General features: G+C 42.6%; 19 protein-coding genes. 11 read left to right on the top strand and 8 right to left on the bottom strand.

Going from position 1 to position 26,071, the window contains the following annotated elements; genetic code table 11:
* The first annotated feature begins 8 nt into the window (after positions 1 to 8).
* A complete protein-coding gene (locus PROVALCAL_RS16665; protein ID WP_006660505.1) occupies positions 9 to 2,450 on the top strand; it encodes a bifunctional aspartate kinase/homoserine dehydrogenase II in 2,442 nt (813 codons plus the stop codon).
* A gap of 380 nt (positions 2,451 to 2,830) precedes the next feature.
* Positions 2,831 to 5,470, top strand: a complete 2,640-nt coding sequence (ppc, locus tag PROVALCAL_RS16655) for a phosphoenolpyruvate carboxylase (RefSeq protein WP_006660503.1) — start codon at positions 2,831 to 2,833, stop codon at positions 5,468 to 5,470.
* A 62-nt stretch (positions 5,471 to 5,532) separates the two neighbouring features.
* Here ppc and gadC read toward each other — a convergent pair whose 3' ends face one another.
* From gadC to argE, 4 genes are all read right to left on the bottom strand, one after another.
* Positions 5,533 to 7,071 (bottom strand): glutamate/gamma-aminobutyrate antiporter, encoded by a 1,539-nt coding sequence (gene gadC / locus PROVALCAL_RS16650; RefSeq protein ID WP_006663179.1) that lies wholly within the window; start codon positions 7,069 to 7,071, stop codon positions 5,533 to 5,535.
* A gap of 76 nt (positions 7,072 to 7,147) precedes the next feature.
* Positions 7,148 to 8,548 (bottom strand): glutamate decarboxylase, encoded by a 1,401-nt coding sequence (gene gad, locus PROVALCAL_RS16645; protein ID WP_006660500.1) that lies wholly within the window; start codon positions 8,546 to 8,548, stop codon positions 7,148 to 7,150.
* A gap of 629 nt (positions 8,549 to 9,177) precedes the next feature.
* Complete coding sequence (gene metF / locus PROVALCAL_RS16640; protein ID WP_006660499.1) at positions 9,178 to 10,065, bottom strand: methylenetetrahydrofolate reductase; 888 nt, start codon at positions 10,063 to 10,065, stop codon at positions 9,178 to 9,180.
* Positions 10,066 to 10,312: 247 nt separating this feature from the next.
* Positions 10,313 to 11,467, bottom strand: a complete 1,155-nt coding sequence (gene argE / locus PROVALCAL_RS16635; RefSeq protein WP_006660498.1) for an acetylornithine deacetylase — start codon at positions 11,465 to 11,467, stop codon at positions 10,313 to 10,315.
* Between the two features lie 102 nt (positions 11,468 to 11,569).
* On the opposite strand from argE, the gene argC reads away from it, so the two are divergent.
* From argC to argH, 4 genes are all read left to right on the top strand, one after another.
* On the top strand, positions 11,570 to 12,574 hold the full coding sequence (argC, locus tag PROVALCAL_RS16630; protein WP_006660497.1) for an N-acetyl-gamma-glutamyl-phosphate reductase: 1,005 nt from the start codon (positions 11,570 to 11,572) through the stop codon (positions 12,572 to 12,574).
* 34 nt (positions 12,575 to 12,608) lie between these two features.
* Complete coding sequence (gene argB / locus PROVALCAL_RS16625; protein ID WP_006660496.1) at positions 12,609 to 13,385, top strand: acetylglutamate kinase; 777 nt, start codon at positions 12,609 to 12,611, stop codon at positions 13,383 to 13,385.
* A 56-nt stretch (positions 13,386 to 13,441) separates the two neighbouring features.
* Positions 13,442 to 14,662, top strand: coding sequence for an argininosuccinate synthase (locus PROVALCAL_RS16620; RefSeq protein ID WP_006660495.1), 1,221 nt, complete (start codon positions 13,442 to 13,444; stop codon positions 14,660 to 14,662).
* 77 nt (positions 14,663 to 14,739) lie between these two features.
* The gene (argH, locus tag PROVALCAL_RS16615; RefSeq protein WP_006660494.1) at positions 14,740 to 16,119 is read left to right on the top strand and encodes an argininosuccinate lyase; all 1,380 of its coding nucleotides are present in this window, start codon (positions 14,740 to 14,742) and stop codon (positions 16,117 to 16,119) included.
* A 46-nt stretch (positions 16,120 to 16,165) separates the two neighbouring features.
* Here the strand turns inward: argH and PROVALCAL_RS16610 are convergent, their stop codons facing one another.
* A complete protein-coding gene (locus PROVALCAL_RS16610; protein WP_006660493.1) occupies positions 16,166 to 16,519 on the bottom strand; it encodes a hypothetical protein in 354 nt (117 codons plus the stop codon).
* A gap of 1,114 nt (positions 16,520 to 17,633) precedes the next feature.
* Here PROVALCAL_RS16610 and oxyR point away from each other — a divergent pair.
* The gene (gene oxyR, locus PROVALCAL_RS16605; RefSeq protein ID WP_006660491.1) at positions 17,634 to 18,539 is read left to right on the top strand and encodes a DNA-binding transcriptional regulator OxyR; all 906 of its coding nucleotides are present in this window, start codon (positions 17,634 to 17,636) and stop codon (positions 18,537 to 18,539) included.
* Between the two features lie 95 nt (positions 18,540 to 18,634).
* Here the strand turns inward: oxyR and sthA are convergent, their stop codons facing one another.
* The gene (sthA, locus tag PROVALCAL_RS16600; RefSeq protein WP_006660490.1) at positions 18,635 to 20,035 is read right to left on the bottom strand and encodes a Si-specific NAD(P)(+) transhydrogenase; all 1,401 of its coding nucleotides are present in this window, start codon (positions 20,033 to 20,035) and stop codon (positions 18,635 to 18,637) included.
* A gap of 336 nt (positions 20,036 to 20,371) precedes the next feature.
* Here sthA and fabR point away from each other — a divergent pair, with 336 nt between their 5' ends.
* Positions 20,372 to 21,028, top strand: a complete 657-nt coding sequence (gene fabR / locus PROVALCAL_RS16595; RefSeq protein WP_006660489.1) for an HTH-type transcriptional repressor FabR — start codon at positions 20,372 to 20,374, stop codon at positions 21,026 to 21,028.
* A gap of 14 nt (positions 21,029 to 21,042) precedes the next feature.
* Entirely contained in the window at positions 21,043 to 21,432 is a 390-nt protein-coding gene (locus PROVALCAL_RS16590) for a YijD family membrane protein (RefSeq protein WP_006663173.1), read from the top strand.
* Between the two features lie 85 nt (positions 21,433 to 21,517).
* On the opposite strand, the gene trmA is transcribed toward PROVALCAL_RS16590, so the two are convergent.
* The gene (gene trmA, locus PROVALCAL_RS16585) at positions 21,518 to 22,615 is read right to left on the bottom strand and encodes a tRNA (uridine(54)-C5)-methyltransferase TrmA (RefSeq protein WP_039862288.1); all 1,098 of its coding nucleotides are present in this window, start codon (positions 22,613 to 22,615) and stop codon (positions 21,518 to 21,520) included.
* A gap of 477 nt (positions 22,616 to 23,092) precedes the next feature.
* Between trmA and btuB the strand changes: the two genes are divergently transcribed.
* Positions 23,093 to 25,015, top strand: coding sequence for a TonB-dependent vitamin B12 receptor BtuB (gene btuB / locus PROVALCAL_RS16580; protein ID WP_039862286.1), 1,923 nt, complete (start codon positions 23,093 to 23,095; stop codon positions 25,013 to 25,015).
* Positions 24,960 to 25,823, top strand: coding sequence for a glutamate racemase (murI, locus tag PROVALCAL_RS16575; RefSeq protein ID WP_006663170.1), 864 nt, complete (start codon positions 24,960 to 24,962; stop codon positions 25,821 to 25,823). Before btuB ends, murI begins: the two co-directional genes overlap by 56 nt.
* Here murI and PROVALCAL_RS19895 read toward each other — a convergent pair.
* The coding region (locus tag PROVALCAL_RS19895; RefSeq protein ID WP_207383148.1) for a hypothetical protein at positions 25,820 to 26,071 on the bottom strand (252 nt) is incomplete at its 5' end. The two genes, murI and PROVALCAL_RS19895, sit on opposite strands and share 4 nt — an antisense overlap.

Genomic DNA, 26,071 nt, shown 5'->3' with positions numbered 1-26,071 from the left:
AGTTTTTGATGAGTGCAATAACAGCATTTGAGGTGATCCCTTGTCACCGACAGTTACATAAGTTTGGGGGAAGTAGTTTAGCTGATGTGAAATGTTATCAGCGTGTTGCTACCATTATGGCGAACTATAGCCAACCCGGCGATTTAATGGTTGTTTCTGCGGCAGGGAGTACCACAAACCAGCTGATTAGTTGGCTAAAATTGAGTCAGAGTGACCGCATTTCGGCTCATCAAGTGCAGCAAACACTGCGCCGTTATCAACAAGATTTGATCACCGGTTTATTACCGGAAGCGCAGGCAGACGAATTAAATTCACTTTTTATCGCAGATTTAGAGCGACTCAGCAGTTTATTGGACAAACCCATCAATGATGCCACTTATGCTGAAGTCGTCGGACACGGTGAAATTTGGTCTGCACGGCTCATGTCCGCTGTACTAGAACAGTTTGATATGGCAAGCGCTTGGTTGGATGCACGCGCATTTCTACGTGCAGAAAGAGCGGCTCAGCCTCAAGTGGATGAAATTCAGTCTCGCCAGCTGTTACAGCAACTACTCGTGCAATATCCGCAACGCCGTCTTGTGGTAACAGGCTTTATTTCCCGTAACCAAAAAGGTGAAACTGTCCTTTTAGGTCGTAATGGTAGCGACTATTCCGCAACCCAAGTTGGGGCATTAGCGGATGTGGATAAAGTGACGATTTGGAGTGATGTCGCAGGGGTATACAGCGCCGACCCTCGTAAGGTCAAGGATGCGTGTTTGCTCCCACTTTTACGTTTAGATGAAGCGAGTGAATTGGCTCGCCTTGCTGCACCTGTATTGCACACGCGTACTTTACAGCCCGTTTCGGTCAGTAATATTGATTTGCAGCTGCGCTGTAGCTACCAGCCAGAACAAGGCTCGACTAAAATTGAGCGTGTATTAGCATCAGGTACAGGCGCAAAAATTGTCACTAGTCACAATGATGTTTGCTTAATTGAGTTGCGTATTGCAGCAGGTCGCGACTTTAATCAGATTTGCAAAGATGTGGATTTATTATTAAAGCGCGTACAGCTTCGCCCACTGGCGCGGGGCATCCACCACGATCGTGCAATTTTGCAGCTTTGCTACACCTCAGAAGTGGTGGAAAGCGCATTGAATGTGTTGGAAGAAGCTGCGCTACCGGGGTCGCTTTCATTACGTGAAGGTTTTTCTCTGGTCGCTCTGGTCGGTGCTGGCGTGTGTAAAAAACCACTGCACAGCCACCGTTTCTATGAAGAACTCAAAGGACAGCCGGTTGAGTTTATCTGGCACTCAGAAGATGGCATTAGCTTAGTTGCGGTACTGCGTACTAATCAAACTGAACATATTATTCAAGGAATGCACCAAAGCTTATTCCGCGCCGAAAAGCGTATTGGCTTAGTGTTGTTTGGGAAAGGCAATATCGGAGCTCGTTGGCTAGAGCTGTTTTCAGTCGAGCAGCAAAATATTTCAGCACGCAGTGATTTTGATTTTGTGCTGGCGGGAGTTGTCGATAGCCGTCGTAGCTTACTGAATTACCAAGGTATTGATCCAAGTCGTGCGTTAGCCTTCTTTGATGATGAAGCGGTGGAGCATCAGGACGATAATCTGTTTTTATGGATGCGAGCACACCCATACGATGACTTGATTGTGTTGGATGTGACGGCCAGTGGTGAATTGGCTAATAGTTATGTGGATTTTGCCAGTTACGGTTTCCATGTGATCAGTGCAAATAAGATAGCGGGTGCGGCACCCACTCAGCAGTATCGTGACATTCGTGACGCATTCGCCAAAACAGGGCGTCACTGGCTGTACAATGCAACTGTTGGTGCTGGCTTACCGATCAACTACGCCGTGCGTGATCTCAAAGAAAGCGGTGATGCCATTTTGGCGATCAGCGGGATCTTCTCTGGGACATTATCATGGTTATTCTTACAATTTGATGGCTCGGTACCATTCAGTGAATTAGTGGAGCAAGCGTGGCAACAAGGATTAACGGAGCCAGATCCTCGCATTGATTTGTCTGGGCAAGATGTTATGCGCAAGCTGATTATTCTAGCGCGAGAAGCGGGCTATGATATTGAGCCTGATGAGGTTCGTGTGGAATCTTTAGTGCCAGCGCAAGCCGAAACGGGTTCACTGGATGAATTCTTCGAAAATAGTGCGGTGATTAACGAGCAGATGCAGCAGCGCTTAGAAGCAGCACGTGAATTGGGACTGGTTCTGCGTTACGTGGCGCGTTTTGATGCGGTAAAAGGCAAAGCGAAAGTGGGGGTTGAGGCGGTTAAACCTGAGCATCCTCTTGCGTCTTTATTACCGGGCGACAACGTATTTGCTATAGAAAGCCGTTGGTACCGTGATAACCCATTAGTCATTCGTGGTCCGGGGGCTGGACGAGATGTGACTGCCGGTGCAATTCAGTCAGACCTGAATCGACTTTCTCAGCTTTTATAAACGGCATTACCCGTTATTATCCAAGGCGCACGGGGTAGATTGACTCGTGCGCTAACGCTGTTTCTCAAATTTTCTCATTCCTATTTTATTCTTAAGTAAGATTCATGACTTAAAAGTGCTGAATCGACGATAGATTGCGCTGAAACAATACTTAAATAAGAAAAATTAATAAAAATAGAGCTGTAATTAAATTTCATAAAAATCACCCAAAGCACTTTTTTTCTGATATGAATATAGGGTACAGGGTGAAATTCGCGGTCTGCATCACAAAACATAATTCTAGCCGACTGAAATTTTATTACAGGAAATCCAGCGCAGTTTGTTAACCGTTCACCAGAAGCGGGGTGGCATCCTGCCAACAGCACAAGATCAGGAGTCCCATGAATCAGCAATATTCCGCAATGCGCAGTAATGTCAGTATGTTGGGTAAGCTACTCGGTGATACCATCAAAGACGCTCTTGGTGAAGATATCCTCGACAAGGTTGAGTCCATTCGTAAGCTATCCAAATCCTCCCGTGCGGGTAATGAAGTTCAGCGCCAAAAATTATTAATGACCTTGCAAACACTCACTAACGATGAGCTACTACCCGTTGCGAGGGCGTTTAACCAATTCTTAAACTTAACCAACGTGGCAGAGCAGTACCACAGTATTTCTCCTCATGGCGAAGCGGCCAGCAATCCTGTTGCCCTGCAAAAGCTATTTGGGCGCTTGAAAGAGCACGATTTTAGCCACGAAGATATTCAAAAAGCGGTTGAAGAGCTTTCTATCGAATTAGTTCTCACCGCTCACCCAACAGAAATTGCGCGCCGCACTTTAATTCATAAATTGGTTGAGGTGAACACCTGTTTATCCCAGCTCGATCATGATGATTTAGCGGATTACGAACGCAACAATATCATGCGCCGTTTACGCCAGTTGGTAGCGCAATCTTGGCACACTGATGAAATCCGTAAAATTCGTCCAACACCCATTGATGAAGCGAAATGGGGTTTTGCCGTGGTTGAAAATTCCTTATGGGAAGGTGTTCCTGCATTTTTACGGGAATTCAACGAACAGCTCGAAGAATCGATTGGTGCACAATTACCTGTTGAAGCAAACCCAATTCGCTTTACCTCATGGATGGGCGGTGACCGTGATGGTAACCCGAATGTCACCGCTGAAGTGACCCGCCATGTTTTATTATTAAGTCGTTGGAAAGCCGCAGATTTATTCTTAAAAGATATTCAAGTGCTGGTGTCTGAACTTTCTATGACGGAAGCAACGCCTGAGTTGCGTGCGCTGGCGGGCGGTGATGAGGTGGATGAACCCTATCGTCAAATAGCCAAAAATTTGCGTAGTCAGTTATTCTCTACATTGGAATATTTGGAACGCCGCGTGAAGGGCGAGCAAGTCCTGCCTCCCGCAGATTTACTGACGGATAATGCCCAATTATGGGATCCCCTATACGCCTGCTACCAATCTTTGGTGGCCTGCAACATGAGCATTATTGCTAATGGCTCATTGTTAGATACTTTACGGCGTATCCGCAGTTTTGGTCTGCAATTAGTGCGCATCGATGTGCGCCAAGAGAGCACTCGTCATACCGATGCGTTGTCTGAGCTGACTGAATATTTAGGGCTGGGTAATTATGGCGATTGGTCTGAACAAGAGAAACAAGATTTCTTACTGACCGAGCTGCAATCGCGTCGTCCATTGATCCCACAAAACTGGCAACCAACGCCAGAAACGCAAGAAGTATTCGAAACGTGTCGCGTCATTGCCAAAGCGAAGAATGATTCCATTGCCGCTTACGTGATCTCAATGGCAAAAGTACCATCCGATGTTTTAGCCGTGAAATTGCTGCTAAAAGAAGCTGGCGCCTCAATCAAATTGCCAGTTGCCCCCCTGTTTGAAACGCTGGAAGATTTAAATAACGCGGAAAGTGTGATGACCAAGCTGCTCAGTATTGAGTGGTATCGAGATCTGATTGACGATCGCCAAATGGTGATGATTGGTTATTCAGACTCAGCGAAAGATGCCGGGGTGATGGCGGCATCATGGGCGCAATACCGTGCGCAAGATGCGTTGATTAAACTGTGTGACAAAGAAGGTGTGAAACTGACACTGTTCCACGGTCGCGGCGGCACCATTGGTCGAGGCGGTGCACCTGCACATTCTGCGTTGCTTTCTCAACCACCGGGAAGCCTAAAAGGTGGATTGCGTGTGACGGAACAGGGCGAGATGATTCGCTTTAAGTTTGGTTTACCGCAAGTAACCATTAGCAGTTTGGCGATGTATGCAAGTGCAATTCTCGAAGCTAACCTACTGCCACCACCGGAACCTAAAGAAGCGTGGAAATCGGTGATGAATTCCCTGTCGGATGTCTCCTGCGCGATGTATCGTGATTATGTCCGCGAACAACCCGACTTTGTTCCTTATTTCCGAGCCGCAACGCCTGAATTGGAATTAGGTAAATTACCATTAGGTTCTCGACCTGCAAAACGCCGTCCTACAGGTGGGGTAGAAACGCTGCGCGCGATCCCTTGGATTTTTGCTTGGACGCAAAACCGTCTAATGTTACCTGCATGGTTAGGTGCTGGGGCAGCACTGAAACATGTTATTGAAAAAGAAGGCAAGCAAGCCGTTCTTGATGAAATGTGGCAAGAGTGGACATTCTTCAAAACGCGTATTGCGATGTTAGAAATGGTGTATGCGAAAGCGGATTTATGGCTGGCGGAATACTATGACCATTGCCTCGTGGAAAAACGCTTATGGCCGTTAGGGCAAAAACTACGTGACCAGTTATCGGAAGATATTAAGAGCGTATTGGCGGTGTCTAAAGACGAAGCCCTTATGGCAGATTTACCGTGGATCGCTGAATCCATCGCACTGCGTAACGTCTATACCGACCCACTTAACGTACTTCAAGCAGAATTACTTCAGCGTTCTCGTCAGCAAGAGCATCCAGACCCTCGTGTGGAACAAGCGTTGATGGTGACGATTGCTGGTGTCGCAGCGGGTATGCGTAATACAGGTTAGCAATTAATTATTGTCAGTAAAAAGGCTGCCAATTGGCAGCCTTTTTAGTTTATGGTCGAAGGTTATTTTTTGTTCTTATCATTATGAATTAAATGATAAGGAGAACGCGCCCGTGGATGGATAAAGAAATGGTTTGCGGGGGCATTGTGGGTTTTGATGTGCACCATGGAAACGTTAGTGGATTTTCCGGCTTTATTATGGAAAGCATAAATCACAAAAGGTAGCAGGAAGATTATCACAAAACTCACGGCTAGCAGTGTGACGTAAGTAGTGTCATCTGCGCCACCCGGTAATGAGCTTGGTGGGAAGAACGACACAACGAAAGCCAAAATTGAAATGACCAATCCAACAACGGCGATTAACAATTTAAGACCATTACCGCCCGGAATGTTGAATGCTCGTTTTTTATCAGATTGTTTGCAGACTAAATGCATATAACCCAAGAACAGCATAAAGTAGCTACACAGATAAATAACCACAGTTAACGCTAAGGCGATAAGGAAGGACATGTTTCCGCCGCCACCTGTATTGGTTAGCACAATAATGGCAACCGTGGTGATCAGCAATTGTGAAATAACTAATGTGACGGGCACGCCATTTTTATTCACTTTCGCAAAGCTTTTCGGCAGAATGCCTTTCTGGGCAGCCACATACATCCCACGGGAAGGTCCCACAATCCAAGATGCAATTTCTGCTAATACACCCAGTAATAGTAAAGCGGCAATAATTCGTACTGCCCAATCTAGGGTTGAATTAAAGTGGCTAACGAGCACTTCAAAGGTTTGTACCACACCAGCAGACAGGTTGATTTCACTGTTTGGGATCACCGCAGCAACAGATAACCCACCAATTGAACTGAGGCAAATTGCTGCAATCATCAGTAAAAACATTGCTGCTGGGTAATCTCGCCCAGGATTCTTCATCTCATTAACGTGAGTTGCAGAAGCTTCGACTCCCATGTAACTCAGGATAAACGCCACAAAGACGACTAAGGTGCCGATTTGTGTGAAATCAGGAATAAACGTTTTTGTGCTCATCTCGATAGCTAAAGGTGCACCGCTCGCGAGATAGCTGATTGCTAATCCAACGAGAATTAGAGCGGGTAATAAAATCCCAGCAAAGAAACCGACTTTTGCGATGCTGGCTGTATATTTTGTACCACCAAATTGGGTAAAAGCGAGTACCCATAAAATCACCAGTGCGCCGATAGTTTTGGTGATGGGGTCGGTGTTTAATTCAGGCCAATTTAAAATATAGGATAGTGCCCCGAGCACAAAGTACAGCATCGGAATGAACCCTATCGCAATTTGTAGATAGCCAAATGAAATAGCTGCAAATCCCCAACGTTCTCCCAATGTGTTGGAAACCCACGCGAAAATACCGCCTTCCTCCCAGCCTTCAACAGTTGCCATTTCGGCAGCGCAGAGGGCAACAGGAATAAACCACAGTAATCCCCCCAAGAGTAAAAAGAAGACTAAACTGAAACCCGATGTGGCGAATGTCGGATATTCATAGACTGCCATCACCATGGAAGCGGTGATCGCAAAAAAACCTAACAAGGTGAGTTGTTTTGCGGCCGGAGCTGCTGTTGACGTCGCCATGCTCATTCTCCTGTCATATGTTTCTGAAATCAGTCGGCGCATGAATGGATACGCCGACTGGATAAACGACTAAGGATTAGCTGTGATTGAATCCACCGCTTTCTTCTTCAGAAAGTGGTGTACTGACTGGGTGTTTCTCGAAATATTCGAGAGTACGTTTGAAGTCTTCAATGAGTAATGAGGCAAGGTCTAGGCTAACACCATGACGGACGAGAATACGTTGGATAACCAGATCTTCGCGGTTTGCAGGCATTGAGTAGGCAGGAACTTGCCAACCGCGACTACGTAATTTGTCAGCAATATCGTATAAAGAGTAGTTACTGTTTTTTACGCCATCTTTTAATTTCCATGCAAGTGCAGGGATACCTTTGGCACTATCGCCATCAAAAATCATCTCAAATGGACCCAGTTTTTCAATTTCACGGGCGAGATATTGAGCGGTGGCATAACACGCATTATGAATTTTTGCGTAGCCTTCGCGACCAAGGCGTAGGAAATTGTAGTATTGAGCAATAATTTGCCCACCAGGACGAGAGAAGTTCAAGGCGAAAGTTGGCATATTACCGCCAAGGTAGTTCACATTGAAAATGAGCTCTTCAGGGAGATCTTTCGCTTCACGCCAAACAACCCAGCCAGCACCTAATGGCGCTAAACCGAATTTGTGCCCAGAAGCGTTGATGGATTTGACGCGTGGTAAACGGAAATCCCATTCCAATGTCGGCGCGCAGAAAGGTGCGAGGAAACCACCACTTGCCCCATCCACGTGAATAGGAATATCTAAGCCCGTCTCTTTTTGCAGTTTATCCAGTGCATCATGTACGGCTTTTACGGGTTCATATTGGCAAGTGAAGGTCACACCTAATGTTGGAACAACACCGATAGTGTTTTCATCGACACGTTTGATGACCTCTTCAGGGCTCATAATCAGGCGGTCGCCTTCCAGTGGGATCTCACGCAGTTCGACATCAAAATAACGCGCAAATTTATGCCAGCAGATTTGTACTGGACCACAAATTAAATTGGGTTTATCGGTCGGTTTTCCTTTGGCGGCTTGTTTTTTACGCCATTGCCATTTTAACGCTAAACCGCCCAACATTGCCGCTTCAGAAGAACCAATGGTTGAACAACCTAATGTATTGAGTGCATCAGGGGAGTGCCATAAATCGGCTAGCATATGCACACAACGATTTTCAATTTCGGCAGTTTGTGGATATTCATCTTTATCAATCATGTTTTTGTCGATAGAGAGATCCATCAAACTGCGGATTTCATCATCAACCCATGTTTGGCAAAATGTCGCTAAGTTTTGTCGGGAATTACCATCTAGCATTAACTCATCACGCACCGCACTAAAGACATTTCGTGGGTCGCTTTCTTTGGTTGGGAATTTCGATTTTGGTAATGATTGGGATAAATCAAGTGATGCATAGATATCATCTAATTCACTATATTTTGAAGATACTGATTTATTATTCATACAACGAATCTCCTCAATAATTGAGACAGTATTACTAGGAAGGATCAGTGAACTTATATTTTCATATAAGCATAAAAATAAATTAGAATAAAGTCATTTAAGGAAAAGTCTTATTTTAATCGTGGTTATTTTGATGGTTTGTTTTCATAGTAAATATAATTTAAATTTGAAGTTAATCCAAAGTAACAATTTTACAACGCTGTTAATTTGAAATTTCACTAAGTCATTTAATGTGAAAAAGTGAGCTGTATCAATAGGATGTGATTTTTGGTGAGAGGGGTAAGTTATTGAAAATTAATATTTCTATGATGTGAGGTACTGTCATTATTAAAGATAACGTAGCGTTTTTCTAGGGTTTTAATGACATTGTATAATTCATCATTAAAAGACTATTTGTTTTGGATTGATCTATCTTCATATTTTAAATTAAAAGCTTACTGTATTTAATTCTATTTAGACGTGTTTTTGAAATTATTTCTGTAATATCCTTCCTAAACCAGTCTAATAATGATGGGTTATATTTACTCTAATTTTGAGTGTAATTTACAAGTGACGTGATAAATAGGAAATATTATCGAGCTAATTCATTTCTGATGAAATAGCCCGATAAGTTATATGGAATAGAAGCGTTATTGCGGTCTGACACCTAAGGTATGGCAAATAGCATACGTTAACTCAGAGCGGTTTAAGGTATAAAAATGGAAATCCTTTACCCCTTCACGACTTAAAATTTTCACCATATCCATCGCAATCGATGCACCAACAAGATTACGGCTTTCAGGGTCATCATCTAACCCTTCATACATTCTGTTCATCCAACTTGGAATACGCACGTTGGTGAGCTTGGCAAAACGTTCGAGCTGGCGGAAGTTAGAGACAGGCAAAATTCCTGGAACAATTTCCACATCAATGCCGGTTGCAACGCAGCGATCACGAAAGCGTAGATAGCTTTCCACATCGAAGAAAAACTGAGTAATTGCGCGGTTGGCACCAGCCTCAATTTTTTTCTTTAAATTAATTAAATCCGCCTGGGCGCTTTTAGCTTCTGGGTGTACCTCTGGGTAAGCTGCCACTGAAATATCAAAGTCAGCTTCTGTTTTCAGTAATTCGACTAGATGCTCAGCATACAGCTCAGGCTTTTGGCTGTTATCGGGGAGATCGCCGCGTAACGCAACAATATGGCGAATACCGTTATCCCAATAATCCCGTGCGATAGCTCTTAACTCATCACGACTGGCATCAATGCAGGTTAAGTGAGGTGCTGCCACCAGCCCAGTTTTATCTTTAATGTCTTTAATGATGCTATGGGTTCTGTCTCGCTCACCGGAATTGGCTCCGTAGGTGACAGAGACAAAATTCGGCTTTAATACTTTGAGCCTATCGATGGATTTCCACAGAGTTTGTTCCATTTCTGTTGAGCGAGGTGGGAAAAATTCAAATGAGACATTAATCTGCCCATCTAATTCAGCTAAATTTTGGTTCAACGCCTCGCGCTGATTTGCGTGAAAGAAACTCATACCCGTGACCTCGCCTTAACAGACTTATTATTTAATTATTAGTTTCACTATCCGATTATATACATCCATGTAAACTTCTATACGTTTAGACGTCTAGATAGAGATTACTTGATATTGAGCGAGAGTCAACCCTTAAATCAAATCTAGAATTGATGTTTTTTCAGGTACAACAAGAGAAAAATTCATGATGAAGAAAATGCGGAGCTTGGTCGGCTCCGCATGAAGTGCAAAATTATTCAGTAAAACACTATTCAGTAAAACAGAAGTGCTCGACCATTTGGCTGATGAGTTGGCGGGTTGGTTCAATAAAACTCATATCGATGAACTCATCAGGCTGGTGGGCTTGTTCAATAGAGCCGGGACCGAGTACCAGCGTTGGGCAAAGTTCTTGGATAAACGGTGCTTCTGTACAGTAGTTAACGGTCTCTGCTTTTTTATTTAATAGCTGCTCAATCACAGCGACCATTTTATGGTCCGTTGGGCACTCATAGCCAGGGATTGGGGGATGCATCTCTTCAATCGCTAAACGACCCGGCCATTTTGCACGAACTGGCTCAAGGGTTTCATTGAGAAGTTCGTCGAGATCTTGCAAGGTTAAACCCGGTAGTGGGCGAATATCCATATGCAATTCACAGCATCCACAAATTCGGTTTGCCGCATCACCACCATGGATATGACCAAAGTTCATTGTTGGATAAGGAATAACAAACGCGGGGTTGTTATAGCGTTCTTTCAATGTATTTCTTAGGGTCATCAGGTGAGAGATGGATTCATGCATTAATTCAATCGCATTCACGCCTCTATCGGGATCACTGGAGTGCCCTGATTGGCCCGTAATGCGGATAGCATTAGAAAGGTGACCTTTATGCGCGCGGATAGGCTGCAAGGATGTTGGTTCGCCGATAATGGCGAAATCAGGGCGTAATTCCGTGCTAGCAGCAAAAAAGCGCGCTCCTGCCATGGAGGTTTCTTCATCGGCGGTCGCGAGAATATGTAATGGGCGTTTTAAGGTGCTGAGGTCAACATCGCGCAGTGCATCAATAATGAAAGCAAAAAAACCTTTCATATCGGCGGTACCAAGCCCGTATAGCTTGCCGTCATGCTCGGTGAGCTTGAAAGGATCTTTACTCCAGCGTCCGTCATCAAATGGAACAGTATCCGTATGACCGCAGAGCATCAATCCGCCATTGCCCTCACCAATCGACGCTAATAGGTTATATTTATCTCGTGTATCAGGGACCGGTTGAATATTCACCGTAAAGCCTAAGGTTTCTAACCATCCACCTAAGAGCTCCACGAGTGCTCGGTTACTCTGATCGAGTTGCGAATCGGTCGCACTGATCGACGGAGTGGCGATTAATTGACGATAAATCTCAATAAATGCAGGTAATTTAATATTCACTGTTGACAGCCTTTATCCATAATAGTATCAATATTCATGCACTTTATTTGAATAAAAATACACATTAAACTGTTTGGGTCACGAGTACAAGGTAGAAAACACATGTTGAACACACTCATTGTCGGGGCCAGTGGTTATACTGGAGCAGAATTAGCCGCTTACTTACAACGTCATCCTGAAATTCATCTTTCTGGATTGATGGTTTCTGCACAAAGTGCAGATGCGGGTAAATGCTTTTCTGATTTACATCCCCAGTATAAAGGCATCATTGATCTTCCGGTCCAACCCCTCACAGATGTGGCTGAGGCGGCAAAAGGTATCGATGTTGTTTTCCTCGCAACCGCCCATGAAGTGAGTCATGACATCGCGCCTCAGTTTCTTGAAGCGGGTTGTGTGGTCTTTGACCTTTCTGGTGCTTATCGTGTTCAAGATGCGGCGTTTTATCCGCAATACTACGGTTTCGAACATACAAACACCCAGTGGTTAATGCAAGCAGTTTACGGTTTAGCGGAATGGCAGGCAGATAAAATCCGCCAAGCTCAGCTGATTGCTGTACCGGGGTGTTACCCAACTGTTTCTCAGCTTTCATTAAAGCCGTTGATTGAAGCGGATTTACTCGATGAAAACATGTGGCCAGTGATCAATGCGACTAGCGGTGTTTCAGGGGCAGGGCGTAAAGCATCAATGACCAATAGCTTCTGCGAAGTGAGCTTGCAGCCATACGGTATTTTTACCCACCGTCATCAACCTGAAATAGCCACACATCTAGGTAGAGAGGTCATCTTCACGCCACATTTAGGCAACTTTGCACGGGGTATACTGGCGACCATCACTTGTAAAGTGAAAGCCGGCGTAACAACGGAGCAAATTAGCCAAACATTTAAAGGCGCGTATCACGATAAACCGTTAGTTCGTTTATATGACAAAGGTGTACCTGCACTGAAATCGGTCGTTGGCACGCCATTTTGTGATATCGGATTTGTATTGAAAGGTGAACACCTGATTTTAGTCGGGACAGAAGATAACCTATTAAAAGGTGCCGCCGCACAAGCGGTTCAATGCATGAATATTCGGTTTGGTTTCAACGAAACGCAATCATTACTTTAATGCTCTTATGGCAATTTATTAAGGATAAATCTCCATGCAACCTTTAGTCATTAAACTGGGCGGTGTGTTACTCGATAGCGAAGAAGCGCTAGAAAGATTATTTACGGCAATCCAAACCTATCGTCAGGCTCATCAACGTGAGTTGGTCATTGTGCACGGTGGTGGTTGTTTAGTGGATGAATTGATGCAAAAGCTGCAATTACCTGTCGTGAAGAAACAAGGGCTGCGTGTGACTCCAGCTGATCAAATCGACATTATTGTAGGTGCTTTAGCCGGTACGGCGAATAAAACATTATTAGCGTGGGCGATTAAACATCAACTACAAGCAGTAGGATTGTCTCTTGGGGATGGTCACAGCGCAGTGGTAACGCAAATTAATGATGAACTGGGTCATGTTGGTAGTGCAAAAGCGGGTGATGCGAAATTACTGAAGCTTTTACTGTCTTCGGGTTACTTGCCAATTATTAGCTCTATCGGGATCACGAATGATGGGCAATTAATGAATGTTAACGCTGACCAAGCTGCAACAGCGATTGCTCAGGCATTGAATGCGGATCTGGTACTGCTTTCTGATGTCAGTGGCATTTTGGATGGTAAAGGTCAAAAAATTGATGAAATGACTACCACCAAAGCACAGAAGCTGATTGAACAAGGCATTATTACAGATGGCATGATTGTTAAAGTGAATGCGGCACTGGAAGCGGCTTCTACCTTACAGCGCCCTGTCGATATTGCTAGCTGGCGCCATGCAGAACAATTGCCATCGTTATTTAATGGCACCGCAATCGGTACACGAATTCTCGCTTCTTGAGTCATGGACTGAATAAGCAAACAGACAAATAACGCATTTAATGGGATAGGTAAGTTATGAAAAAGGGCATTAAGAAAATTGTATTAGCGTACTCTGGTGGACTAGATACATCGGCGATCATTCCGTGGTTAAAAGAGAATTACGATGACTGTGAAGTCGTGGCATTCGTCGCCGATGTGGGTCAAGACAGAGAAGATTTAGTGGGCGTTGAGAAAAAAGCACTGCAATCCGGCGCTTCTGAATGCTACGTGGTTGACCTGCGTGAAGAATTCATCAAAGAGTATATCTACCCAGTATTGAAAACCGGTGCACTGTATGAAGGTAGCTATTTGCTGGGGACATCAATGGCACGTCCGATTATCGCCAAAGCTCAAGTTGAAATCGCGCTAAAAGTGGGTGCGGATGCAGTTGCCCATGGCGCAACAGGTAAAGGTAACGACCAAGTTCGTTTTGAAAGTACCTATACAGCATTAGCACCGCAACTGAAAGTTATTGCACCTTGGCGTGAATGGGATCTGCGTTCTCGTGAAGCGTTATTGGATTACCTGAAAGAACGTAATATTCCAACGACTGCAAGCTTAGAAAAAATCTACAGCCGTGATGAAAACGCATGGCATATCTCTACAGAAGGTGGCGTATTGGAAAGCACATGGAATGCGGCTAACCAAGATTGCTGGGTATGGACAGTTGATCCGAAAGACGCACCGGATGAAGCTGAGCTGGTGACTGTTGGCGTGAAACACGGCGAAGTGGTTTCGGTGAATGGCAATACATTGTCTCCATTGGGTTGTTTAGAAACACTCAATACGCTGGGCGCAAAACACGGTGTGGGTCGTATCGATATTGTGGAAAACCGTTTAGTGGGTATGAAATCTCGTGGTTGCTATGAAACCCCAGGGGGTACCATCATGATGGCTGCACTACGTGGTGTTGAGCAGCTGGTATTAGACCGCGATAGTTACAAATGGCGTGAGCAGTTAGGTCTGGAAATGTCTTATGTCGTGTATGACGGTCGTTGGTTTGCGCCATTACGCCATTCTTTACAAGCCGCCGCAGAGTCATTAGCTCAGGATGTGACGGGTGAAGTGGTGCTAAAACTGTATAAAGGGCAAGTGACGGCTATCCAGAAGAAAGCAGATAAGAGCCTGTACTCTGAAGAGTTTGCAACATTTGGTGAAGATGAAGTTTACGATCACAGCCATGCTGGTGGATTTATCCGCCTCTACTCACTCTCTTCACGTATTCGTGCGCTGAAAGAGCAGAACAAAGCAAAATAGTTTTATTAGTATGACCCCGATAGCCAAATAAGGCTGTCGGGCAGACACTTATTTTATCAATCAGGTAGGGACTCGTTATGGCACTTTGGGGTGGACGTTTTAGTCAGCAGGCAGATCAACGGTTTAAACAGTTTAATGACTCACTGCGTTTTGACTATCGCTTAGCGGAGCAAGATATTATTGGCTCAGTCGCATGGTCAAAAGCATTGGTGACGGTTGGTGTGTTATCTGATAGCGAGCAAAAATCTCTCGAGCAAGCACTCAATGTGCTATTGGCGGAAGTGCAAGCCGATCCTGAAATTATCCTGCAAAGCGACGCCGAAGATATTCATAGCTGGGTTGAAGGTAAACTGATTGATAAAGTCGGTGATTTAGGAAAAAAATTGCACACAGGTCGTAGCCGTAATGACCAAGTCGCGACAGATTTAAAACTGTGGTGTAAAGACCAAGTGGCGCTGTTATTAGAAGCTGTGACTGAGTTACAAAAAGCGTTGGTCATCACCGCTGAAAATAACCAAGATGCAGTGATGCCAGGCTATACCCACTTACAACGTGCTCAGCCAGTGACATTCGCCCATTGGTGTTTAGCGTATAGCGAAATGTTGTCTCGTGATGAAAGCCGTTTGCAAGATACTTTAAAGCGTTTAGATGTCAGCCCATTAGGTTGTGGGGCGTTGGCGGGTACGGCCTATGATATTGACCGTGAGCAATTAGCATCATGGTTAGGGTTTTCCTCTGCGACACGTAATAGCTTAGATACTGTTTCTGATAGAGACCATGTATTAGAGCTATTATCGGATGCGAGTATCGGTATGGTTCACTTATCACGTTTCGCTGAAGATTTAATTTTCTTTAATAGTGGCGAAGCTGGATTTGTTGAGCTTTCAGATAAAGTCACATCGGGTTCATCCCTCATGCCACAAAAGAAAAATCCGGATGCACTGGAGCTTATTCGTGGTAAATGTGGTCGTGTTCAAGGGGCATTAACTGGGATGATGATGACCTTAAAAGGGCTTCCTCTTGCTTACAATAAGGATATGCAAGAAGACAAAGAAGGGCTATTTGATGCATTGGATACTTGGTTAGACTGCATGCATATGGCGGTATTAGTATTAGATGGCATTCAAATTCGCCGTGCTCGTTGTGAAGATGCCGCTAAGCAAGGCTATGCGAATGCAACTGAGCTGGCGGACTACTTAGTCGCAAAAGGCGTTCCATTCCGTGAAGCGCACCATATTGTCGGTGAAGCGGTAGTGGCTGCAATCGCCCAAGGTAAGGCATTAGAAGAGATGGCGTTAAGTGATTTACAAAAATTTAGTGCTGCAATTCAATTAGATGTGTATGAGATTCTGTCTCTACAATCTTGCCTAGATAAGCGGTTAGCAAAAGGTGGGGTATCTCAAATGCAGGTGGCGAAAGCTATTGGGGATGCGAAAGCTCGTTTGAAGATGCAATAAAAAATGGGGGGTAGCATGACTACCCCAATTTCCATAACATTGACGCTTAGCTATATTTAATTGTTAACATTCCGATTTTTTTATCTTTATTCACCCAATTATAAGAATAGGAACTTCGACCACCATTCAAGACTGTCCAACCTTGAGTTTTTACTAATTTCTTGAGGTCAATATTATTAGCAACCATATCGTCATTATCATCTAGGCAATTTAAAGTGACGTTATTATTACCGACTTCATTTAAGCATGCTCCATAGACAATCGCGCCAGTAAATTGGATTGTGCCACTGTGCCCATTGTTGTCTGCATAGGCATTGATAGCACCTAACGTTGGAACTAATAATAACGCCATGACAGCGCGAGAGAAGATTTTTTTAGTAATAGAAGTTAAATTTTTCATAATAGTATCCCCTAACTGATTTGTGTTTAATCAATTTATTTAATTGTATTAATTAGTAATTTTATTGTGACGTAATATATATATTGGCTACTTTTCTTTTTTCAATTACCTCGTTTTATTCGACGGAGGATATAATAAAACAAAAAACTCGATTAAGGTGTAAATATTGAAAATGAAATGTATGGGAATTTTAAAATTAAATTAAACAATATGGGATAATTAAAATATAGTATAAGCGTAAACACTTACCAATAAAAAACCATATTCAAACTAATTTTGAGATATTTGTGGTGCAAAAATTCAATTTATCATTTATTTTTAGATAATAACTCCAGTTTATTCGTTTTGGTGCCATCCGCCTCATTAGGTGAGTGTAAATGTGTGTTTGATTTAATGTCGATTAATTTAATATATTCTTTTATATGTATTTACAAACTTTAATTAAATATGAAAGAGAATATAACAAAATATTTCATTGCTATGGAATAGTACTTACACAATTTCACTCTTATTCTTGTTATTACCTAATTTTCAGGTATTAAATCTTATTAATGTGCCTCTGATTTGTTTTTCATTATCAGTTTTGAAAAGCTTTTAATAATCATATGGTATAAAAACATAAGCATCATTATCTAGATGGCTTAGAGCCAACACTCCGTACTGATATGACAAGTAAGGTATGATTTACATTTGATATTATCGGTATTGAACAGGTTTTAGTTTTAACGTAGCTGACTGTTTTTTGCTGCATCATTTAAGGTTGACAGTGTCTCTCACATTTTTTTGCCTCTTAATTAAAATATCTAAATTTTTGTTCAACTTGGGTTTGGTAAATATTAATTCTAAATATATTGGATATGTTAATTTGATATAAATTTGGTTACCTGAAATAAAGGTAATTTGGGTTTGTGATTTTGTTTGGTGTTGTTTTTCCAATAAAATAGCGAAAATACATTTACTTTCTTAGAGGAGCATTTTGTTTTAATCTCAAATGAGAGAAACCCTAAAAGCTTATCTAGCATTTTTTAATTTTATTGATAGATGAAACATTATATATTCTCTATAATGATTGGTATTATCTATATAGATAGGCATAACGAGAGGAAAAAGGCGGATGAATATTCGTGATCTGGAGTACCTAGTTGCACTTGCTGAGCACAAACATTTTAGACGTGCTGCGGATTCTTGCCATGTAAGTCAGCCTACACTGAGCGGTCAAATCCGTAAGCTTGAAGAAGAGCTTGGCGTGATGTTATTAGAAAGAACCAGCCGAAAAGTACTTTTTACTCAACAAGGTTTACTGCTCGTTGAGCAAGCAAGAACGATTTTAAGAGAAATTAAAGTTTTACAAGAAATGGCAGCGTTACAAGGCGAAAGCATGTCGGGACCGTTACATATAGGACTGATCCCAACAGTCGCTCCCTATCTGCTCCCACACATTATCCCCGAATTACATCGAGTGCACCCGAAGCTGGAAATTTACTTACACGAAGCACAAACCCAGCAATTATTGGCACAGTTAGACAGTGGTAAATTGGATTGCGCTATTCTGGCAGAAGTCAAAGAAACAGAACCATTTATCGTGGTTCCATTATTTGAAGAACCGATGAAACTCGCCATTTATGAAAGCCACCCATGGCATGACCGCGACACGGTTGAAATGGGGGAATTAGCGGGCGAGAAATTATTAATGCTAGAAGATGGTCACTGTTTGCGTGATCAAGCGATGGGATTCTGCTTCCAAGCAGGTGCAAAAGAAGATACACATTTTCGTGCAACCAGCTTAGAAACACTGCGCAACATGGTAGCGGCGGGTAGTGGTATTACATTACTACCTGATTTGGCGGTACCACATGAAGCTTGCCGTGATGGGGTTTGTTATTTGAATTGTATTGAGCCAGAACCTAAACGCCGAATTGTTCTGGTCTACCGTCCGGGTTCTCCATTACGTGGTCGTTATGAGCAGCTAGCTGAGACTATCTATAGCTCAATGGATAAGTATTATAGAAATAAAAAGTAAGAACTCAGATTAAATGCAGCAAAAAGCGTTGAAACAAAAAAAGTGATTGCGGGAGTCAACCCTGCAATCACTTACATGGAAAGCGTTATTATCGGTTAAAATAGTCGATTTAGACCATTCAGCGCCGCAACACGGAACGCTTCTGCCATGGTAGGGTAGTTAAACGTAGTATTAATAAAGTATTCGATGGTATTTCCTTCACCTTTTTGTTCCATAATGGCTTGACCGATATGAATAATCTCTGCCGCCCGCTCACCGAAACAGTGAATACCTAAAATTTGAAGCGTTTCTCTGTGGAAGAGAATTTTCAAACTACCTACATTCATTCCTGCAATTTGAGCTCGCGCTAAATGTTTAAATTGAGCACGACCCACCTCATAAGGAACTTTCATTGCCGTCAATTCTTGTTCTGTTTTACCCACAGAACTGATTTCTGGAATGGTATAAATTCCCGTTGGAATATTTTCAACTAAATGAGCATTGCCTAAGCCTGATGTGATTGCACGAGCTGCAATCCGACCTTGATCATACGCGGCGGATGCTAAACTTGGATAGCCAATGACATCACCAACAGCATAGATATGCTCGTTGCTGGTACGATAAGCATGATCAACTTTGACTAATCCACGTCCATCGGCTTCAATACCAACATTCGCTAGGCCGATATTATCGGTATTACCCGTACGTCCATTCGCGAAAAGTAAACAGTCAGCTTTCACTTTCTTGCCCGATTTTAGGTGAACGATAACGCCGTCATCTAAACCTTCAATCTTTTCATATTCTTCGTTGTGACGGATAACAACGCCACTATTCCAAAAGTGATAAGACAGTGCGTCAGACATTTCTTGATCAAGGAATGCGAGTAAGTGATCACGGGTATTGATCAAATCGACTTTGACCCCTAATCCACGAAATATTGATGCGTACTCACAACCAATCACACCCGCACCATAAATAATGACATGGCGAGGTTCATGAGAGAGGTTGAGGATAGTATCGCTGTTGTAAATTCGGGAATGAGTAAAATCGACATCAGGAGGACAATAAGGGCGTGAACCAGTCGCAATGATAATTTTATCCGCGCTAAGGACATCGCAACTACCATCTGCATAGCGCACACTAACATGCTGATCATCAACAAAAGTTGCTTCACCAGAGAACATTTGGCAACCATTGCGTTCATAAAACCCTTCACGCATGCTAGTTTGCTGACTAATCACCGTTTCGGCATGGGTAAGAATTTCAGAAAAAGAGGAGCGTAAATTGCGGGAATTATCACTGTATAGCGGGTTTTGATTAAATTCGATAATTCTACTGACAGCATGACGGAGCGCTTTAGAAGGGATAGTACCCCAGTGGGTACAGCCGCCGCCGACACTGTTATAACGTTCTATAACAGCAACGTTTTTTCCTTGTTTGACCAGCCCCATAGCGGCACCTTCACCACCAGGACCTGAACCAATGACAATTGCATCAAAATGGGTATGTTGTTGCATGAGGTAAGCCTGTTTTAATTCTAGGGACGTTGTGATAGTAACATTCGTTTGCCATCTTGTCTCAATTCGAAATCCTAAAGACAAATAAGTATAGAAAGTAGATAAAAATAAAGAAGCGCAAAGTATATAAAAAATTTATGAAAAAAAAGTCGATAAAAGACACAGCGTAGAAAAAACGAAGTTGGGTGAAATTCTGAAAATGGGAAAATTGATGGGAGAGTCATCTTTTCACTAAACTAGATTAATGATTTTCAGGTATGCTTAGGGAATGGGCGCATTCAAAAGTGATATTTTGATCTATTCGCGACGTTTTAATTGTAGAAAACTAGGAAAATCGTGAGCAACACTATTGGCGTTAGAGCAAAACAAAAAGAAAAAACTCGTCGTTCGCTTGTGGAAGCGGCATTTAGCCAATTAAGTGCAGAACGCAGTTTTACTAGCCTCAGCTTACGGGAAGTCGCCCGTGAAGCGGGTATTGTACCAACTTCGTTTTACCGTCACTTCAAAGATGTTGATGAACTTGGACTCACCATGGTTGATGAAAGCGGATTGATGTTACGTCAGCTGATGAGACAAGCACGTCAACGTATCGCAAAAGGCGGGAGTGTGATCCGTACATCAGTCTCCACTTTTATGGAGTTTATAGGTAATAACCCGAATGCGTTTAGGTTATTATTGCGTGAGCGTTCAGGAACTTCTGCTGAATTTCGTGCCGCAGTCGCACGAGAAATCCAACATTTTATTGCGGAATTAGCGGATTATCTTGAATTAGAAAACCGTATGCCTCGTTATTTCACTGAAATGCAAGCTGAAGCGATGGTCACCATAGTGTTTAGTGCGGGTGCCGAAGCGCTTGATATTGATGAAGAAAAACGTCGTCGCCTCGAAGAGCGGTTAGTATTACAGCTACGTATGATAGCTAAAGGTGCTTATTACTGGTACCGCCGCGAGCAAGAAAAACAAAATGATACAGACCCTGACTTAACCGAATAGTTAAAGGAGAGACAATGACGGAACACAAAAATTATGAGAGAAGCACATTACTGCTGTCTTTAGTAATTGGCTTATCGACTCATGGAACGTTCTCTACCCTGTTTAATTCCCTTGTGGAATTTTCTATTTTCCCCATCGTTACGTTAATTTTGGCTGTTTACTGTTTACACCAGCGTTATTTACACCAAGCCATGCCAATGGGATTACCAAAATTTGTCGCAGGTAGTTTTTTCTTAGGTATGTTCGGCTATGCTGCAATTTTACGTGTCCAACATCCTGACGTTGGTTCTAATTTTATCCCTGCAACCGTAATTGTCATTATTGCATTGTGGATGTATACCAGCTGGAAAGCGCGTAAAAAAGATCTGCAAGAACAAGCACTAGAAAGCGAAACTGAGCATTAATATTTGCCCGAATATTAATAAGCTATAAAAGAAACGCCGCGACATTATAGTGCGGCGTTTTTTATGGGATGTTTATAGTGAAGAATTAGCGTCGAGTTAATAACACACCACTTTCCATATGATGGGTGTACGGGAATTGATCAAACAACGCGAGCTTTTCTATTCTATGGGTTTTGGTGAGTTCAGCTAAATTATCGCACAGTGTTTCAGGATTACAGGAAATATACAGAATATGATCATATTCTTGTACTAACTGAACCGTTTTGTCATCTAAGCCACTACGCGGAGGGTCAACAAAGATAGTATTGCACTGATAATCCGCTAAATTAATGCCTTCTAAACGGTTAAATTCACGGACACCATTCATGGCTTGGGTAAAATCTTCCGCCGACATTCGGATAATCTGCACATTATTTATTTTGTTAGCTTCAATATTGTATTGAGCCGCATGCACGGAAGGCTTGGCAATTTCAGTGGCTAAAACTTTATTAAAATTTTGAGCTAGCGCTAATGAAAAATTACCATTCCCACAGTAAAGCTCTAATAAATCGCCTGTTGAATGTTGAGTTGCATCAATTGCCCACTCTAACATTTTAATATTTACCTGCGCGTTAGGCTGAGTGAAACTATTTTCAACTTGACGATAAACCATGTCTTTACCTTTTACAGGTAAAATTTCATCAACATAATCGTGGTCGAGCATAATTTTTGTTTTGGAGGCACGACCAATAATCTGAACGTCGAAACCTTTCGCAACGAGATCTTCTTTTAATTGTTTCGCTTGTTCAGTCCACTCATCCCCGAGTTTTTTATGGTAGAGCAGAGAAACGATTAGCTTATTGCTTAGCGTAGATAAGTAATCTATCTGAAATAATTTATGGCGTAGTAGTTCAGTGCGTTTTAATAAAGGAAGCAGTTCAGCCATCATGTCATTGATTAGCTGGCTAGCGACTGGAAATGACGTCATTCGGATACGTTCTTTAGTCTCTTTATCAAACATAATATGAAATAGGTCATCGCCTTCGTGCCAAATTCTAAATTCTGCACGCATCCGATAATGGGATGTTGGTGATGAAAAAATTTCAGGTTCAGGCGCAGCATAAGGGGCCATTAAGCTCTTCAGGCGGTCAACTTTCTCTGCAAGTTGCAGTTGGTAATCTTCGGTGTGCAAGGTGTTTTGCATCATATGGCCCCATAAAACAGTCAAAATTCACGTCAGGGGCGAAATTGTAGGGCAAGCTGCGAAGATGTCCAGTTTTCATTATCGATTCATGGACACTGATAACTATTCAATTTAGGATTATGTGCTGTGGTTGAGGGAATTTGGTGAGAGTCCAGAACTGACGCGCAACGGTAATTAAGGTATCCCTGTCATTCTTCAAGCTACATGGGTGTTGGCATCGCTCAGCTATCCTAGTCACATACTTCAGTATGCTCCTAGGAATATCTTCGCTTGCCGCCTACATGCAGCTTGAATTATTTAGGGGATATAACAGGTCGAATTTTCATTTTATATATCGCTTCATATATAGAAACCCAACTTGTCACTTTATAAGTCCGATACCTACCACACTTCTTATCGCTTTGTTGAATTTCAGCGCGGATCTGATTTTCGGCGTCGCGGAATGTTAATTCTATTGATTTTCCGAGTGTAAATATAATGAATAATAACAAGTCGCTACCATTATCGGTGGCAGCTCTGGCAGTGTTGTGTGGCATTTCCTCGTTGGCAAGTGCGAATCCAAACTCGGCTGATGCAATGGTGGTGTCTGCTAACCGTTTCGAACAACCCATCTCTTCTATATTAGCGCCAGTTACCGTTGTGACCCGTGAAGATATTGATCATTGGCAGTCAAATACCGTGATTGATGTATTAAGGCGTTTGCCGGGTGTGGATGTTGCTCAGAATGGGGGAATAGGGCAACAAAGTTCCCTCTTTATTAGAGGAACAGAATCACGCCATGTTTTGGTTTTAATTGATGGTGTTCGTCTTAATCAAGCGGGAATTTCTGGTTCTTCGGATATGAGCCAAATTCCAATCTCATTAGTTCAGCGTATTGAATATATTCGTGGCGCCCGTTCAGCAGTTTATGGCTCTGATGCGGTAGGTGGTGTTATCAATATCATTACGCGTCGCGATAATGATGGAACCACATTAAATGCGGGCATTGGTTCTTATGGCTATCAAAACTATAACGGTTCAACGCAGCAAAAAATTGGTGAAAATACAACCGTTACGGGCGCGGCGGCTTATACCTATACAAAAGGGTTTGATGTGGAGGCAAGAGGAAGTACAGGGAATTATCCAAATGGATATCCCCAGTCAGATAAAGACGGTTTCTTAAATAAAACACTATGGTTGGGAATTGAACATCAATTCTCTCCGAATGTTTCGGCTTATGCCCGTGGCTATGGTTATGATAACCGCACTGATTATGATGGTAGCTATGATACCGATTATACAAATATGCAGCATTACCTTGTTGATACACGTAAGTTCTCGAGTCGAACTTATGAAACAGGTCTGAAATACCATCAAGGCAATTACTCAACATCACTGCTAGGAAGTTATAGCCACTCTAAAGATTACAATTACGATCCAAGATATGGTCAATATGGGTTGTATTCTAATCTGGATGAGTCGAAACAATATAATTTGCAATGGGGCAATAACTACCAATTTGGTAAAGGTAGTCTTAGCACCGGCGTTGATTATCAACGTCAAAGCGTTGAGCCAGGTGGTTACACAAATACGAGTAAAAAAGAAACAGTTAATAACACGGGAATCTATCTTACGGGGCAATATGCACTAATAGATTCAGTGATTGCTGAAGCAGCTATACGCTCCGATCACCACTCAGAGTTTGATTGGCATACGACATGGCAGTCTGGGCTGAGCTGGGAGTTTTATGATGGCTACAAACTTGTTGGTTCTTATGCCACCGCCTATAAAGCTCCTAATTTAAATCAGTTATATGTAGATAACCCTTCATGGAAAATGAAAGGAAATCCAGACCTAAAACCTGAAGAAAGCCAACAATGGGAAATTGGTTTAGAAGGTACAACAGGTCCTTTATTCTGGCAACTCAATGCTTACCATAATGATATTGACAATTTAATCGCATATAAATCTGGTGCGCAGTTCAATTCTTATGAAAATATTGGTAAGGCTGAAATTAAAGGTGTGGAATGGGTTGGCGAGTTTGATACGTGGATGTTCCATCACCAATTTACGTATCAATATATTGATCCTCGTAATAAAGATACCAATAAGGTATTGGAACGCCGAGCTCAGCAACAAGTTAAGTATCAGTTAGATTGGAATATAGAAAAACTCGATATGGGCTTGACCTATCAATATATCGGCTCACGACATGATACTGCTTATTATGAGAATGGTAAGTCAGAAAGCCTAAAACTCGGGGGCGTTAGCCTTTGGGATATCACTGCTGCATATCCAATCACTTCACATCTCACAATTCGTGGTAAAATAGCTAATATGTTCGATAAAGACTATGAGACCGCGTATGGTTATCGCACCGCTGGAAGAGAATATTTCCTCACAGGAAGCTACAACTTCTGATAACAACCTATCTGTTCGCCCGACCATTCTGGTGTTTGACTCTGGAGTGGGCGGGTTATCTGTCTATCGTGAAGTCAAAAAATTGATCCCTAATGCACACTATATATATGCATTTGATAATGAAGCCTTCCCTTATGGTGAAAAAAGTGAAGAGTTTATTATTGATAGGGTGTACCAAATCGTTAATGCCATCGCAAAAAAACACCCACTCACCATTGCCGTTATTGCCTGCAATACAGCAAGTACGGTGAGCTTACCCAACTTACGAGCTCATTTTACTTTTCCTATTGTGGGTGTCGTTCCTGCTATTAAGCCGGCGACGAAGCTGACACGTAATGGGGTAGTGGGCTTACTTGCTACGAAAGGTACGGTGAATCGAGAATACACTAAAGAGCTTATTGAGCGTTTTGCGACAGACTGCAAAGTGATTTCTTTAGGTTCAGCGGAACTAGTACAGTTAGCAGAAAGAAAATTACATGGCGAAATGCTACCGCTCGATGAGATCGCTCAAGCAGTCAAACCATGGCTAAAAATGAAAGAAGCACCTGATACCGTGATCCTAGGTTGCACCCATTTTCCTCTTATAGTAGAAGAACTCGAAAAAGTGCTTCCTAACGGTACTCGATTTATTGATTCTGGCGCCGCAATTGCCAGAAGAACCGTTTGGCTCATCAATAATCAGGCTGAAGTAACAGATTCAAATGAAGAAGACTTTGCTTATTGCTTATTAATGAATGAGAGTTTACAAGAATTACGCCCTGTTTTAGAGGCTGAAGGCTTCAAATCGCTGAAAAAATTGGCAATTTAAGCTAAATTCGTTGAAAAGCTGAGCGAACGAAAAAAAACATCAAAAAAAGGGTTGCCAGATTTTTCTGACTCCCTATAATGCGCATCCACTGACCGGGAACAAGCCAACGCAAAGCGCGATGAACACTGAACCGGCAGCGAGAGATTCTGAAAAGAATAAGCAAAAAAAAGCTTGACTCTCAATGAGGAAAGCGTAATATACGCCACCTCGCGACAACGACCTAAGTTGATAAAACTGAGTCGAATTTC

The organism is Providencia alcalifaciens DSM 30120 (assembly GCF_000173415.1).
Lineage (GTDB): Bacteria > Pseudomonadota > Gammaproteobacteria > Enterobacterales > Enterobacteriaceae > Providencia > Providencia alcalifaciens.
The sequence above is the reverse complement of the archived record's forward strand: the minus strand, read 5'-3'. Positions and strand labels throughout refer to the sequence as shown.

What these genes read in the sequence shown, in the direction of transcription:
- PROVALCAL_RS16610 (WP_006660493.1), bottom strand. Translation starts at nt 16,519, where the DNA reads ATGAAAAATTTAACTTCTATTACTAAAAAAATCTTCTCTCGCGCTGTC.
- argC (WP_006660497.1), top strand. Translation starts at nt 11,570, where the DNA reads ATGTTGAACACACTCATTGTCGGGGCCAGTGGTTATACTGGAGCAGAA.
- btuB (WP_039862286.1), top strand. Translation starts at nt 23,093, where the DNA reads ATGAATAATAACAAGTCGCTACCATTATCGGTGGCAGCTCTGGCAGTG.
- argH (WP_006660494.1), top strand. Translation starts at nt 14,740, where the DNA reads ATGGCACTTTGGGGTGGACGTTTTAGTCAGCAGGCAGATCAACGGTTT.
- PROVALCAL_RS16620 (WP_006660495.1), top strand. Translation starts at nt 13,442, where the DNA reads ATGAAAAAGGGCATTAAGAAAATTGTATTAGCGTACTCTGGTGGACTA.
- gad (WP_006660500.1), bottom strand. Translation starts at nt 8,548, where the DNA reads ATGAATAATAAATCAGTATCTTCAAAATATAGTGAATTAGATGATATC.
- murI (WP_006663170.1), top strand. Translation starts at nt 24,960, where the DNA reads ATGGTTATCGCACCGCTGGAAGAGAATATTTCCTCACAGGAAGCTACA.
- oxyR (WP_006660491.1), top strand. Translation starts at nt 17,634, where the DNA reads ATGAATATTCGTGATCTGGAGTACCTAGTTGCACTTGCTGAGCACAAA.
- gadC (WP_006663179.1), bottom strand. Translation starts at nt 7,071, where the DNA reads ATGGCGACGTCAACAGCAGCTCCGGCCGCAAAACAACTCACCTTGTTA.
- sthA (WP_006660490.1), bottom strand. Translation starts at nt 20,035, where the DNA reads ATGCAACAACATACCCATTTTGATGCAATTGTCATTGGTTCAGGTCCT.
- trmA (WP_039862288.1), bottom strand. Translation starts at nt 22,615, where the DNA reads ATGCAAAACACCTTGCACACCGAAGATTACCAACTGCAACTTGCAGAG.
- PROVALCAL_RS16665 (WP_006660505.1), top strand. Translation starts at nt 9, where the DNA reads ATGAGTGCAATAACAGCATTTGAGGTGATCCCTTGTCACCGACAGTTA.
- metF (WP_006660499.1), bottom strand. Translation starts at nt 10,065, where the DNA reads ATGAGTTTCTTTCACGCAAATCAGCGCGAGGCGTTGAACCAAAATTTA.
- PROVALCAL_RS16590 (WP_006663173.1), top strand. Translation starts at nt 21,043, where the DNA reads ATGACGGAACACAAAAATTATGAGAGAAGCACATTACTGCTGTCTTTA.
- argB (WP_006660496.1), top strand. Translation starts at nt 12,609, where the DNA reads ATGCAACCTTTAGTCATTAAACTGGGCGGTGTGTTACTCGATAGCGAA.
- ppc (WP_006660503.1), top strand. Translation starts at nt 2,831, where the DNA reads ATGAATCAGCAATATTCCGCAATGCGCAGTAATGTCAGTATGTTGGGT.